Origin of the sequence: Nocardiopsis mangrovi, from assembly GCF_042653925.1 — a bacterium.
Lineage (GTDB): Bacteria > Actinomycetota > Actinomycetes > Streptosporangiales > Streptosporangiaceae > Nocardiopsis_B > Nocardiopsis_B mangrovi.
This window is the reverse complement of record NZ_JBHSFQ010000007.1, coordinates 105,262-117,856: the sequence shown is the minus strand read 5'-3', so window position 1 is coordinate 117,856 and position 12,595 is coordinate 105,262. Positions and strand designations below refer to the sequence as shown.

12 protein-coding genes and 1 pseudogene are annotated in these 12,595 nt (G+C 73.4%); 4 read left to right on the top strand and 9 right to left on the bottom strand.

Features of this window, described 5'->3' with window-relative positions; all coding sequences use genetic code 11:
* Window positions 1-170: 170 nt before the first annotated feature.
* Window positions 171-572: a hypothetical protein gene (locus tag ACFO4E_RS10070; RefSeq protein WP_378573204.1), complete on the top strand. Its 402-nt coding sequence runs from the start codon at window positions 171-173 to the stop codon at window positions 570-572.
* Between the two features lie 152 nt (window positions 573-724).
* Here ACFO4E_RS10070 and ACFO4E_RS10065 read toward each other — a convergent pair whose 3' ends face one another.
* The 3 genes from ACFO4E_RS10065 to ACFO4E_RS10055 form a co-directional block, all read right to left on the bottom strand.
* A complete protein-coding gene (locus tag ACFO4E_RS10065) occupies window positions 725-2,152 on the bottom strand; it encodes an erythromycin esterase family protein (RefSeq protein WP_378573203.1) in 1,428 nt (475 codons plus the stop codon).
* Between the two features lie 579 nt (window positions 2,153-2,731).
* A complete protein-coding gene (locus ACFO4E_RS10060; RefSeq protein ID WP_378573201.1) occupies window positions 2,732-3,613 on the bottom strand; it encodes an AraC family transcriptional regulator in 882 nt (293 codons plus the stop codon).
* A gap of 267 nt (window positions 3,614-3,880) precedes the next feature.
* Window positions 3,881-4,615, bottom strand: coding sequence for a TioE family transcriptional regulator (locus ACFO4E_RS10055; RefSeq protein WP_378573199.1), 735 nt, complete (start codon window positions 4,613-4,615; stop codon window positions 3,881-3,883).
* A gap of 58 nt (window positions 4,616-4,673) precedes the next feature.
* On the opposite strand from ACFO4E_RS10055, the gene ACFO4E_RS10050 reads away from it, so the two are divergent.
* The gene (locus tag ACFO4E_RS10050; protein WP_378573197.1) at window positions 4,674-5,876 is read left to right on the top strand and encodes an erythromycin esterase family protein; all 1,203 of its coding nucleotides are present in this window, start codon (window positions 4,674-4,676) and stop codon (window positions 5,874-5,876) included.
* A gap of 54 nt (window positions 5,877-5,930) precedes the next feature.
* Here the strand turns inward: ACFO4E_RS10050 and ACFO4E_RS10045 are convergent, their stop codons facing one another.
* Entirely contained in the window at window positions 5,931-6,509 is a 579-nt protein-coding gene (locus ACFO4E_RS10045) for an SDR family oxidoreductase (protein ID WP_378573195.1), read from the bottom strand.
* A 104-nt stretch (window positions 6,510-6,613) separates the two neighbouring features.
* Window positions 6,614-7,117: a CGNR zinc finger domain-containing protein gene (locus ACFO4E_RS10040; protein WP_378573193.1), complete on the bottom strand. Its 504-nt coding sequence runs from the start codon at window positions 7,115-7,117 to the stop codon at window positions 6,614-6,616.
* A 110-nt stretch (window positions 7,118-7,227) separates the two neighbouring features.
* Between ACFO4E_RS10040 and ACFO4E_RS10035 the strand changes: the two genes are divergently transcribed.
* The gene (locus ACFO4E_RS10035) at window positions 7,228-8,109 is read left to right on the top strand and encodes an alpha/beta fold hydrolase (RefSeq protein ID WP_378573191.1); all 882 of its coding nucleotides are present in this window, start codon (window positions 7,228-7,230) and stop codon (window positions 8,107-8,109) included.
* 49 nt (window positions 8,110-8,158) lie between these two features.
* Here the strand turns inward: ACFO4E_RS10035 and ACFO4E_RS10030 are convergent, their stop codons facing one another.
* Window positions 8,159-8,467, bottom strand: coding sequence for a hypothetical protein (locus ACFO4E_RS10030; protein ID WP_378573189.1), 309 nt, complete (start codon window positions 8,465-8,467; stop codon window positions 8,159-8,161).
* Between the two features lie 161 nt (window positions 8,468-8,628).
* Between ACFO4E_RS10030 and ACFO4E_RS10025 the strand changes: the two genes are divergently transcribed.
* The gene (locus tag ACFO4E_RS10025) at window positions 8,629-9,042 is read left to right on the top strand and encodes a VOC family protein (RefSeq protein WP_378573188.1); all 414 of its coding nucleotides are present in this window, start codon (window positions 8,629-8,631) and stop codon (window positions 9,040-9,042) included.
* 75 nt (window positions 9,043-9,117) lie between these two features.
* Here ACFO4E_RS10025 and ACFO4E_RS10020 read toward each other — a convergent pair.
* From ACFO4E_RS10020 to ACFO4E_RS10010, 3 genes and pseudogenes are all read right to left on the bottom strand, one after another.
* Window positions 9,118-9,482 (bottom strand): annotated as a pseudogene (locus tag ACFO4E_RS10020) (VOC family protein); the annotation flags it as partial.
* A 131-nt stretch (window positions 9,483-9,613) separates the two neighbouring features.
* Window positions 9,614-11,107, bottom strand: coding sequence for an MFS transporter (locus ACFO4E_RS10015; RefSeq protein WP_378573185.1), 1,494 nt, complete (start codon window positions 11,105-11,107; stop codon window positions 9,614-9,616).
* Between the two features lie 262 nt (window positions 11,108-11,369).
* Window positions 11,370-12,491 (bottom strand): FAD-dependent monooxygenase, encoded by a 1,122-nt coding sequence (locus ACFO4E_RS10010; RefSeq protein WP_378573183.1) that lies wholly within the window; start codon window positions 12,489-12,491, stop codon window positions 11,370-11,372.
* Window positions 12,492-12,595: the final 104 nt, after the last annotated feature.

Below are 12,595 nucleotides of genomic sequence, written 5' to 3'. Positions count from 1 at the left end.
GGTCGCGTGCCCCCTCGGTCGCATCCGTCCGTCACCGGTCCGACGAAGCAGGGCCCGCGGACGCAAGGCCGGTGCGCGCCCGTACATTCCGGCGGGCCGTTTCGTCGGAAGGGTGAGACGGGTGGCGTGCCACGCACCACCGCCGAGACGGAGAAGGGCGGAGCCCCGCCATGGCCACACCGGCGACGACCGGGCACGGCGCTCACATGTTCCTGCGTGTCGCGGTCGCACTGCAAACTCTTATGGTCTTCGTCCAGGCGGTCAGCGCCGGCCTGCTGCTGTCCGCGCCGTACGGGGAGGCACTGCACGGCATCGGGGCGCGCGTGGTCTTCGCCGCGGCGATGCTCCACGTGGCCGCCGCGGTGGCGGTGCGGCGGAGGGGCGGGGGCTCGCCCCGGGCCGTCCTGTACGCCGCCGGGTTCCTGGGGCTCCTGCCGGCGCAGGTCGTGCTGGGCATCGCCCATGTGACGGCCCTGCACGTCCCGCTGGGCGTCCTGCTGTTCGGCATGAGCGTCCTCCAGTTCGCGTGCGTCCTGGCGGCCCGGCGCGCGCGTGCGGCCACCGCGGCGTGACGTGGCGCGCCTGCCGCCCGCCGGCGGTGTCCGGGCCCCGGAGTGGACCGCGGGGCCCGCGTCGGCGCGCGGCCGCACATGGCGGGTACGCAGCGGGCCGCCCATTGACACGGGAGGCCCGCCACGCCGGTGCCGTCGGTGGCCCCGGCCGCCTATCGCGCCAGATCGGCGCTGAGGGTGGTGTCGGGAACGCAGACGATTCCGTCGAACGCCTCCAGCGCGGGGATCTCGATGAAAGCGGTGTCCAACCGGGTACGCACGGGCTCCGGCAGCAGGCGGCGCCGCGCATACGCGCGCAGCGCCCGCGCGTCCACCAGGGCCGGGTGCCCGGGGACACCCGCGAACAGCGCCTCGACGCTGTCCGGCACCGCCTCAGGTGTGGCGGCCCGCCCCCAGCGCATCCCCATCGGGTGGTCCCGGTCGGGCACGTTCTCCACGGTCTCCCCGCCGTTGCCGGTCAGCGCGAGCGGGACGTAGTCGGCGCCGAGCGCCCGGGAGAGCAGGTTCCCCATGGTCGACACCGCCAGCGCGCCGTCGGCCCGGTTGGGTGAGCGCTGGATGTGGGCGTTGTGCCCGACCAGCACGACGCGGGTTCCGGGATCGGCGTGCTCCAGGAACTCCAGCAGCGTGTCGGCAAGATAGCGCTCCCGGGCGGCGAAGCTCCGGCCGTCGGGTTCGCCCGCGAGCGCCTCGGCCATGGCGCGCTGCGCCCGGTCGGTCGCCACCGCCGCGCGCACGTCCGACAACGCGGTCGCATACGCCTCGCGTCCGCCGCACTCGGTGTAGATCTCGCGCAGGTCCGTGAAACGTCCCAGCAGCCGGGCGAGCGCGGCGGTGAGCCGGTCCTGCACCGCCGGGTCCAGGCCGAGCCTGGCGTAGGCGGGGACCATGACCGTCCCGCCCTCGATCGGCCCGGAGACCTCCAGTGCGGTGTCCACGAAGCGCAGCGCCCCGGGGTCGGCGGCTGCCAGGTAGGCGGCGACCGGCTCCAGGGCGGGCCGCAGCGAGCCGCCCGCCATGGGGATGTCGCAGCCGACGAAGCGCACCGGCCGCTGAGCGCCGGCGTTGTGGCGGCGCAGCCACCGCAGGGTGTCCCGGCACTCGGCGGGCTGGCCCAGGCCGGTGGCGGCCCCGTCTCCGCCGCGGACGCTCCGGGCTCCGCCGCCCGCCGGGGCCAGGAGGGCGTCGATGTCGCCCGGACCGCCCCGGACCCAGGCGTCCACGGCGCGGCCCTCGGCGGCCCCGTACTCCATGGCGTAGGCGGTGAAGCCCAGCCGCTCGACGAGGAATCGCAGGATGCGGTGGCGCAACAGGCCGAACTCGCGGATCTGGTGGGAGTTCTCGCCCAGGGCGACCACGCGGGCGTCACCGACGAGGCCGCGGAGCGGCTCCAGGTCGTCGAGCGCGGCGTCGGCGTCCGCGCCGGGGCCGAGATCGGCGAGCCGGGCGGAGTGCGCGGCGACCCACCGGGTGAGTTCGGCGGGGGCGGCCGACAGGGTCGGCTCGGCCGGGCGGTGGAGGTCGCGCAGATCGCCGTGGGGTGCGCGCGGGCCGTTGTCGTGGTGGTTCTGGTCGTTCATGAGATGCGCTCCGAAGCGTGGTCCATCGTCGGAGCCGGGCAGCGTCGAGCACCGCACCGGCGGGAGACCGGAGTGCGGCGAAGCTGTCGAAAACGCCGGTCGCAGCCTGCCGCTAGGCGGCGCTGCGGGGCTTGACGAACCAGGTCTGGGCTGCGCAGGGAACCATGCCGGGACCGTATCAAGGGCGGCCGCGGCGCGCATCCCCTATTTCCCGGCGTGCCCGAGCCCGCCTGCGCGCGCGGTCGCCCCACTGGCACCCGGACTCGGCTCCCCCGACCGGCCGGCGGATTCGGGGCTTGAGCGGCAACCGAACGGCCAGTGGCGTCAGCGAGCCGTCCGGGCGCGGCTTACCGCCACTGGCCGTTCCGATCCAGGCGTTCGCGGCGGCCGTCGTCTGGCGCCGATCTCACGGATTCCTTTATTGGACGGCCGTGTCGAGGCCGATCACGATGGCGCCGAAGCGCCAATGCCCCGATGCACGACGACGCCCGCTGCGTCATGCGAAGTTCGGCGGCGGCGGGAGATCCGGCCGTGGCGTGCCGGCGTCGGACGCGGACGCCGGCACGCCGTAGGGCCGGCTCATCCCGGTATCGGGGCCTGCTTTTCCACGGGCAGCCACAAGTGGCCCGAGCCGAGGTCGGGCTCCTCCTCGTGCTCGACGGCCACCAGCGCCGGGCCCGGGGCGGTGCGGTAGCCGGGGTGGGCCGGGAACCACTCGGTGTAGACCGCGCGCCACAGCGATTGCAGGCCGCGGGGGAATTCCACCCGCTCGAAGGGGAACACCGCCCAGGTGCCCGCGGGGACCTCCAGGCGCTCCATCCCCTCAGGGGTGGGGGCGGTGGTGGCCGCGGCCACGTAGTAGTCGATCTCGGCGCCGAAGTCCTCGCCTGCGTCCAGGGCCACCGTCGCCGACAGCGCGCCGGGGGGCTCCTGGTCGCTGAGCGCGTCGAGCAGTTCCCAGGTGGCGTCATCGACCGCTTCGGTGAAGGCGACCATGTCCGGGTTGGGGCCCTCGGGGACGTTGGGAATCCGCTTTCTCAGCCCGACCAGGGCGAAGGCGTCTTTGTCGAGGACGCGGTAGCGCATCGTGGTGCTCCCTTCGATGGTGAGGTGGAAGGCCAGGCGGGACTGGGAGACCAGCACGGCCCCGGTACGCCGGGCCTGGCCGGGGGTGATGCCGTGGAAGGCGCGAAAGGCCCGGGTGAACGCCTCGGCCGAGGAGTATCCGTGGCCGACGGCGATGTCGAGCAGCGTCCGGCGTCCCTCCATCACCTCGGCGCCGGCCAGGGTGAGTCGGCGCCGTCGCACGTACTCCGACAGCGGCATCCCGGCCAGCGCGGCGAACATCCGGCGCAGGTGGTGCTCGGAGGTCAGCGCGGTGCGCGCCATCGCCGCCACGTCCACCGGGCTGCCAGGGTCCGTCTCGACGTGCTCCAGGGCCTTGTTCAACCGGTCCAGCATCGCTTCCCCCTTCGTTCACCAGCGACGCTAACGAGCGCGGAGGGGGTGGTTCCCGACAGTTGCCGTGCGCCGTCGATCAATCCAGGGCTCACTCGATCGACGGCGCACGGCAACTGTCGAGCATTCACGGAGCAGTCTCCAGCGCGGCCGGCTCACCCAGTCGGCGCGGCGGCCCCGCGTACCGCATCGGAACGCTGGGTGGCGGTAGAGCCGCCCGGTGCGGCCCGCTGGAGCCACTGGCCGTTCGATTGCTGCTCACGCCCCGATTCAGCCGCGCTCGCGCAGGTAGGCGTCCAGTTCACCGGCCCCGGTCAGCATCGCCCGCCCGCGGGCGGACAGCCGGCCGTGCCAGTCGCGCAGCGCGCCCTCCAGCGGCTCCAGCCCGCCGGCCGACCGCACCTGGGCGATCAGCGGGGCGATCTGCTCCAGCAGGTAGCCGCCCCGCCTGAGCTGGTGGGCCAGCCGGGCGTCGCGGACATCGGCCGCGTCGTAGACGCGGTACCCGGTCAGCGGGTCGCGGCGCGGGCGCACCAGCCCGACGCGCTCCCACTTGCGCAGCGTCGCGGGCCGGATCCCGAGCTCGCCCGCCAGCGTCCCGATGAACGTGCCGCCGGTCCCCGCCGCCGGAGCGGCAGGCTCGGACGCGGTGGTGGGGGCGAGGTTCCCGAGTGCGCCCTCCACGGCCTGGAGCGTGCGCCGGTCGTCGAGCAGCCGGGCGTGGCCCTCGTCGATGAGGTCGAACGCCTCGTCGACCTCGTTGCGGTTCACCGCCCGCATGATCGACGCCGCGGGCTGGTGGCCGTGGCCGGGCACCAGGGCAAGGAACGCGGTCAGGGCGCGCGCGTGCAGCGGGGTGTAGGTGCGGTAGCCGTGGGCGGTGCGGCCGGCGGCCGGAAGGATGCCGGCCTCCTCGTAGTTGCGGACGGCCTGGGTGGACAGGCCGTGCCGGCGCGCCAGGTCGATCGGCCGCAACCGCATCCCGCTTTGAAGGTTTCGTGCCACGATCCGCACGATACCGCGCACAGGTTTACACCGAAAGTTCAACGATACCGTTGAATGCATGGACACGGGAATCGAAGACACCGCCCACAACGTCGAGGCCGGCGCGGTCATGGGGCTGCTGGCGGCCCGACCGCGGCTGCTCGCCCTGGGCGAGCCCACCCATGGCGAGGACATGCTGCTCGACCTGCGCAACGAGCTCTTCCGGCAGCTCGTCGAGCAGGAGGGCTACCGGGTGATCGCCATCGAGAGCGACTGCCTGATGGGCCTGGCCGTGGACGACTACGTCACCTATGGCACCGGCAGCCTCGACGACGTCATGGAGCACGGCTTCAGCCACGGGTTCGGCGCGTCCGCCGCCAACCGCGACCTCGTGCGCTGGATGCGCGCCCACAACGACGGCCGGCCCGCGTCCGATCGGCTCCGCTTCGCCGGTTTCGACGGCCCGCTGGAGATCACCGGCGCCGCGAGCCCCCGGCAGGCCCTCACCGCACTCCACGGCTACCTCGCCGCCCGGGTCGACGCGGACCTGCTGCCCTGCACCGCGGACACGCTCGATCGCCTGTTCGGCGCCGACGACCGGTGGGCCGAGCCCGCGGCGATGATGGACCCGGCCCGGTCCGTAGGGCGATCGGCCGAAGCCGGGGAGCTGCGCCTGCTCGCCGACGACCTGGCGGCGCTGCTCGACGCGCAGGCGCCGCACCTGGCCGCGGCGTCCTCGCGCGACGAGTGGGACCGGGCGGGGCTGTACGGGCGGACCGCCGTCGGCCTGCTGCGCTACCACTACTGGATGGCCGACACGTCTCCGGGCCGCATGGCGCGGCTGGTCGGCCTGCGGGACGCGATGATGGCCGACAACCTCCTGGCCGCCGCCGAGCAGAGCCCGGTGCTGGTCCACGCCCACAACGCCCATCTCCAGCGGGACAAGAGCTCGATGCGGACGTGGCAGGGGCCGGTGGAGTGGTGGAGCGCCGGCGCTCTCGTGAGCACCCGCCTGGGCGAGGGGTACGCCTTCCTGGCCACGGCGCTCGGCACCATCCGCCACCAGCAGGTGGACACCCCGCCCCCGGACACCGTCGAAGGGCTCCTGTACGCGCTTCCGGGGGACCGCCGCCTCGTCGACGCCCCCCGGCTGGCCGCGGCCCTCGGCGATACGCGCCCCGCCCCGCGCGTGCCCGCCTACTTCGGCTACGCCCCTTTGGACCCGGCCCACGTGGGCGGCATCGACGGGATCGTGTTCGTCAAGGACGTCCCGCGGAGCTAGTGCACGCGGCCGGACGATCCGTCGGGCCGGGGCCGGCCCGGTGCGGGCGGGCGTTCAGACCTGTTCGAAGTGGAACGCCTTGATGAAGCAGTCGCGGGGCTGGCCGACGGCGAAGAGGACGCACTCCACGAGGGACTGCGCGCTCTTGGCCGCGTAGAAGGCGTCGTGCGCGTCCGACCGGTGGTGGCCGGCCGCTGCGCACGCGGAGACCAGCGTCACCACGTCGGGCCCGTCGGATTCGAGCAGCAGCGGCAGGAAGTGCTTCACGGCCAGGAGGGTGCCCGTGGCGCCGGACGCGACGGTCTCGACGATGTCGGCGTCGGAGGCCCCCAGCAGGTCGGGCCCGTCGAGGTAGCGGGCGCCGTTGTTGACCAGGAGGTCGACGCGGTCGGTGCTCTGGGCCACCGCGGACGCGAAGTCGCGGATCGACGCGGGGTCGGCCAGGTCGCAGGCGTAGGCGTGGACGCGGCTGTGGCCCCGCCCGCGGATCTCGTCGCGGACGCGCTCGGCGGCGGCGCGGCTGCGCGCGGACAGGAAGACCTCGGCGCCGAGGTCGGCGAACCGGATCGCCAGCGTGCGCCCGAAGCCGCGGCCGGCGGCGGTGATGACCACGCGGTGGCCCTCGAATCCCATGGTGAGGCTCCTTACGGCTGCGTCCGGTTCACGGTGCCCGATGGGGTTCGGACACCTGGCCCCTGCGCGGGCGGTGCCCGCCGGGAGCCGATCATGCGGGCCCGTCAGGACGTCGGCCCCTGACGGGCGCGCTCCTGGTGGCGGCGGGCCTTGAGGCGGTTACCGCAGGTCTTCATCGAGCACCAGCGGGCGGTGTTGGCGCGGCTGCGGTCGAGGAGGAAGAGGTGGCACTCGTCGTTGCCGCAGGGGCGCAGCCGACCGGGCCTGCGTTCTTCGACGTCGAACCAGGCGAGTACCAGCTCCACCGCGAGCATCCGCTCGGGCGGCACGTGGAGGCGCCACCGCAGGCCCGACTCGCCGACCTCGGGGAGCCGGCGGACGCCGGCGAGCATCCCTTGCAGCTCCGCCTCGGGGACGGGGCCGCGTGTGGCGGCCTGGAGCACGTCCCTCGCCGTCCGAAGCCGGTCGATCGCCGGTGCGTCACCGGTGCCGCCGTGCTCCCGTGCCCACCGCCGCAGCGCGGCGTCATCGGCCCACAGGTCCTGCGGGCGGCCGTCCACCACGGGGGTGCTGTTCAGCGCTTCGAGCAGCGCTCGTTCGTCGATCATGTCCGCCCGCCTCCCCGTTTCTAACCGCATTCGCCGACTTGACAGGTTACCGCGCATCCGTTCCAATGAAGGCGCCCGATAACCATCATAAGTTCTTTGGAGGGTTAGTCATGGTCGGCATCCGCCATCAGTACGCCACCGTGCGCGGACACCGCGTCTTCTACCGGGAGGCCGGGTCCCGTGACGCGCCGGCCCTCGTGCTCCTGCACGGATTCCCCACCGGCTCGCGCATGTTCCGCCGGCTGATCCCCGAGCTCGCCGACCGGTACCGCGTCATCGCCCCCGATCATCTCGGCTTCGGCCACTCCGACACCCCGCCCGCCGACGCGTTCCCGTACACCTTCGACGCGCTCACCGACATCACCGCGGCGCTCCTGGCCGGGCTCGGCGTCACCGACTACGCCATATACGTGCAGGACTACGGCGCGCCGATCGGGTGGCGGCTCGCACTGCGCGACCCACAGGCCGTCACCGCGGTGATCACCCAGAGCGGCAACGCCTACGAGGACGGCTTCGTCCCCGAGTTCTGGGCACCGGTGTGGGCCTACGCGAAGGACCCGGGACCCGAGACGGAGCCGGCGGTCCGAGCCGCCCTCGGCCTGGACGCCGTCCGCTGGCAGTACCTCCACGGCGTGGACCGCCCCGAACTGGTCGATCCCGACACCTGGACGGCCGACCACCGCGACATCAGCCGCCCCGGCAACGACCTCGTACAGCTCGCCCTCTTCCGCGACTACGCCGCCAACCCGCCCCTCTACCCGCGGGTACACGCGTACTTCCGGGAGAGCCGCGTCCCGCTCCTGGCCGTATGGGGCGCCGAGGACCTCATCTTCGGCCCCGACGGCGCCCGCGCGTTCGCGCGGGACCTGCCGGACGCCGAGATCCACCTGGTGCCCGGAGGAGGCCACTTCCTCCTGGAAAGCCACCTGGACAGCACGGCCGGCCGCATCCGGGACTTCCTGGCCCGGACCCTGCCGGCGGCACGGGAATGACGTCGCGCATCCGCGGCCGGCCGGCGGATCCGGGAGGGCGTCGCCGCGGTCAGGCCGCCGCGGCGTCCAGGCGGGAGAGGTAGGCGGTCATGAGATGGTCCCGGATGCCGTCTGCGCCGGGGGCGAACGGGTCGGCGGTGTGGCCCTTGAGCCGGTCGGCGAAGCCGTCTGCGACCGAGGGGGCCTGGTCGCGCAGGCGGCCGTCGGCGTCGAAGTACTTCATCTCGGCGACGTGGGCGTAGACGGGTCCGGGCGGGACCTGGGCGACGACGTCGCTGTTGTTGACGAAGCGGTAGGTGCGATCGTGCCCCCGCCACTTCCATCGGTGATCACGTTTCGCGTTCGACCCTATCCACAAGGTAGCGATCGACGAGGGCGAACGGCCGCGTCTTCCCGTGTCCGTGCGCGCGGCCGCCGGCGCGACCCTGCCGCAGGAGGTGAACGGGACGGACACCGATCCGATGTCGCCGGCGGCTGGTAGGGATGACCGTGTCATGTCATCGAACGGACGGAGTGGTCGTGTCCACCAAGGCCCGCGGACTTTACATCAGCCTGCCGATCGCCGACCGGATGCGGTCGATGCTGTTCTACCGCGACGCCTTCGGGTTCGAGCTCGTGGGCGAACCCACCGAGGAGGACGGCGTACCCGAACCCCTGATGTTCCGCATCGACCAGCGCACGCTGTTGGCGCTCATCCCCGCCGACGGCCTCGGCTGGGTCCTCGGCGACAGCCGTGCACCCGCCCCCGCCGGAACCAGCGAGTGCCTCATGGGCGTCGCGGCGGCCACCGAGCAGGAGGCCGCCGACCTCGTCGAGCGGATCCGCGGCAGCGGAGGGGAGGTACTGGCCGAACCCGGGCACCGGCCCTGGGGCTACACGGCCCTGTGCGCCGACCCCGACGGTCACGCCTGGCAGATCAACCTCGAACCCTGACCGGCGAACACCGCACCGGCCGCAGCGGCACCGCCGGCAGAGGGGCCGACCGGGGCGGCCCGCCCCTCGTCAGAGCGGGGTGAGGACGCAGAACTCGTCGCCCTCGGGGTCGGCCAGGACCGTCCACGGCACGTCGCCCTGCCCGACGTCGGCGGGCGTCGCGCCGAGATGCTCAAGGCGTGCGACCAGCTCCGCCTGATGGGTCGCGGACGTGGTGGCGAGGTCGATGTGCGCACGGTTCTTCACCGTCTTGGGTTCCGGGACGGCGACGATGTCGAGGCAGACGGCGACGGGGTCCGGATAGGCGAAGCCCTCGGGTTCCAGGTTGGCCACGCCGGGCCCCTCGCTGGAAGGCCCCAGCCGAGCGCCTCCGCCCAGAACCGGCCGAGCGCGGCCTCGTCCAGGGCACTCATACGAACCTGCGCAAGCCGAGTCGCCATGCCGCCGATCCCTTTCCCGTGCGGATCATGGAGCCCGCCCGTGTTCACCCGCCGCGGACGGGTCCGTTCCGCGGTCGTCCTGTCTCGACCGATCCGCTCGGTCGGCGCGAACGTCTCATGCGATCCGCCCGTCAACCACTGAATTGTCGGCCCCGGCCGACCGCGGGTGAGCCCGGACTCCGCGGTGCCCCGGGCGCGGCGGTCCGGCTGCGGGTCAGCATGATCGCGGGTACCGCGGCGAGGACGAAGAGCACCCCCGCCATCGCGACGTAGAGGTACACGCCGGTCGCCGTGCTCACCGGGGCGCCGCCGGCCAAGGCCCCGGGAATCCGGGTCGCCTTGAGCACCTCGCCCCCGGCGAAGTTGAAGACGACGGAGCCCAGGGCGAGCACGACCGACACCAGGCCGGCGATCGTGCCCTGCCGCTCGGGCGCCTCGATGCCGGTCGCCAGGTTGTAGCCGGAGGCGCCGATCGCGCCGGCGGCGATGCCGACCATGGCGCCGCAGGCGATCGCCAGCGGGAGCACCGATACGCCCGCCAGCATCGCGAACGTCGCCACGATCCCGACGGCGATGCCGCCCAGGAGGGGCAGTGCGGGGCCGAACCGCCCCGCGAGCCATCCGGCGCACGTGCCGCCGATGACGATGCCGAAGTTGGGCGTGGCGAGCAGCACGGCGACCGCCTCTCCGTCGCCCAGCCCGTAACCGAGCCCCAGGTCAGGGGGGACCTGGGCGATGATGCCCGTCAGTTGCAGCATGCTCCGGAAGGAGCCTGCCGCCAGGACCAGGGCCAGCAGCGTCAGCAGGATCGGGCGGCTGAGGGCCCGGATGTCGATGATGGGCTCGTCGACCCGCAGCGCCAGGAACGACCAGCTCGCGAACGCGGCGCCACCGGCCGCCAGCAGCGCGACCATGCCCCCGGACAGCCATCCGAGGTCACTGCCGAGGCTGATGTAGGCGAGCACCGCGCCCAGGCCGCCGCCGAGCAGGAGCGCCCCGCCCACGTCGATCCGGCCGGTGCCGCGGATCGGCGACTCCGGGATGAAGGACCGCACGCAGACGGCGGCCGCCGCGGCGAGCAGCGCCGCAGCGACGAACACGCTCCGGTAGCCGAACGCGTCGATGAACGGCTTCATCAGGAACGGCTCGATGATTCCGACGACCGACGAGCCGGACGTCACGAGCCCGACCACGGCCATCGCCACCCCCGGGGTGCAGATCTGGCGTGTGAGGGCCACCGTGATGAAGATCGCGGCGAAGGCTGCGCCTTGGAGGAAGCGCCCCGCCAGGAAGATCCAGACGTTGGGGGCGACGAGGCACACCAGCGCTCCCGCGCAGGCGAGCAGCAGCGTGCCGATGAGTATCCGGCGCTTGCCGAAGATGTCGGAGCTCTTCGCGAGCAGCGGCGACCAGATGGCCCCGGCCAGCATCGCGCTGGCATTCAGCCACGCGGCCTGGTCGGTGTCGAAATGCTCCAGCAACTGGGGCAGGACCATCATGGGCGAGCCGATGGCCACGTCGGCCAGGACGTTGGCGAGGGTGAGAACGGCAGCCCAGAGGATGAGCCGCTTGCTCCAGCGGTGCTCTTGGGCGCCGGGGGCGCGCTCTTCCAGCGTGTCGTTCACTGTGTATGTCCTCCAGCGCATCGGAGGGTGGGGTCCCGGCGAACGGCGCGTCCCGTGGGCGGCGCGCTCGGCGCGGGTCGCCGGCCGCGCCGGCTTCCGGGGGTGGGCGGGTGCGGACGCCCGTTGCGTGGCGGTCGCGCCCGATCGGCACGGGGCCGGTGGCGGTACCGCGCACGGCGGTGTCGCCGGGTGGTCGGCCGAGGCCGTGGGCCGTTGTCAGGATGACGCCGGGGAACCGGCGGCCGGCCGCATCGCGCCGGGTTCAGGGCGCGCCGGCTCCGGCGGCCCGCAGCGCCTCGTTGCGGGCGGCGATGGCGGCCCAGTTGGCCGGCAGCATGCGGTCGCGGCCGCTGTCGGCGCGGCCCTGGGCGAAGGTGACGTAGGGGCGCTGCCGGGCCTCGTACCGTGCGAACGCCGCGGTGTGGTCACCGCCGGACCGCTCGAGTCCTTCGGCGAGGAAGCGGGCGCCGGTGAGCGCGAGCGAGGTGCCCCGGCCGGACAGGAAGGCGGGGCAGTACCCGGCGTCCCCGACGAGGGCGACGCGGCCGCGGTGCCAGGAGGGCAGGTGGATCTGGCTCGCGGAGGTGAAGTAGAAACCGGGATCGGCGCGGGCGGCGTCGAGCAGCTCCGGGATCCGCCACGAGCCGTGGCCCGCGAAGGCGTCGATGAGGATCCTCTTCTGGGCGTCCAGGTCGTGGTGGTCGTAGTCGATCGGTTCCGAGCGGAACTGGAAGACCGCGACGGCCGTGCCGTTGTAATGGAAGATCCCCGCCATCCGGCCGGGAAGGTTGTATATGGAGTTGGCCCCCTCGGATCGCGCCTCGCCGGGGTGGTCGGCGAGGGCGAAGTAGACACCGAGGTGCCGGAGGTAGTCCTCGTCGGGCCCGAACACCAGCCGGCGCACCGCGGAGTGCTGGCCGTCGGCGCCGAGCACCAGGTCGTAGCGCCCGGTGCGGCCCGATGCGAAACGCACGTCGACGCCGCCGCCCTCGGCATCGTCGGTCAGTGCCGCGATCGAGTCGCCGAAGCGGATCGCCGCGGTGTCCGGGAGCTCAGCGGCGAGGACGCGCACGAGGTCCTCTCGGAGGAGCTCGATGTCGTCGTCGGAGTCGCTGACCTCCGCCATCGGTATCCGGGCCACCGGCTCGCCCTCGCTGTCGACGAACCGGGTGAGCTCGGACATCCGGACCCGTCGCCGCCGGATCTTCGCGAGCAGTCCCATCCTGTCCACGGTCTCGATGGCATCACCGCGGATGTCGATGGGTGTGCCGGCGATCCGGAGGCGGCGGGCGTACTCGACGACGGTGACGTCGTGGCCGCGGGTGCCGAGCTCACGCGCGCAGGCGAGCCCGGCGATGCCGGCTCCGGAGACGAGGATGTTCACGTGTGCGCTCCAGGTTTCGCTGAGGTGGGTGTGCGGTCGGATCGGCCGCCGTTCGCCGGTCGGGCGGGCGAACCCGCGCGGCGGTGCGGCCCGCGGGCACGCCG

Excerpts from the sequence above, each read along its gene's own strand:
- ACFO4E_RS10050 (WP_378573197.1), top strand. The coding sequence starts at position 4,674 with ATGGACACGGGAATCGAAGACACCGCCCACAACGTCGAGGCCGGCGCG.
- ACFO4E_RS10045 (WP_378573195.1), bottom strand. The coding sequence starts at position 6,509 with ATGGGATTCGAGGGCCACCGCGTGGTCATCACCGCCGCCGGCCGCGGC.
- ACFO4E_RS10060 (WP_378573201.1), bottom strand. The coding sequence starts at position 3,613 with ATGCTGGACCGGTTGAACAAGGCCCTGGAGCACGTCGAGACGGACCCT.
- ACFO4E_RS10065 (WP_378573203.1), bottom strand. The coding sequence starts at position 2,152 with ATGAACGACCAGAACCACCACGACAACGGCCCGCGCGCACCCCACGGC.
- ACFO4E_RS10040 (WP_378573193.1), bottom strand. The coding sequence starts at position 7,117 with ATGATCGACGAACGAGCGCTGCTCGAAGCGCTGAACAGCACCCCCGTG.
- ACFO4E_RS10070 (WP_378573204.1), top strand. The coding sequence starts at position 171 with ATGGCCACACCGGCGACGACCGGGCACGGCGCTCACATGTTCCTGCGT.
- ACFO4E_RS10035 (WP_378573191.1), top strand. The coding sequence starts at position 7,228 with ATGGTCGGCATCCGCCATCAGTACGCCACCGTGCGCGGACACCGCGTC.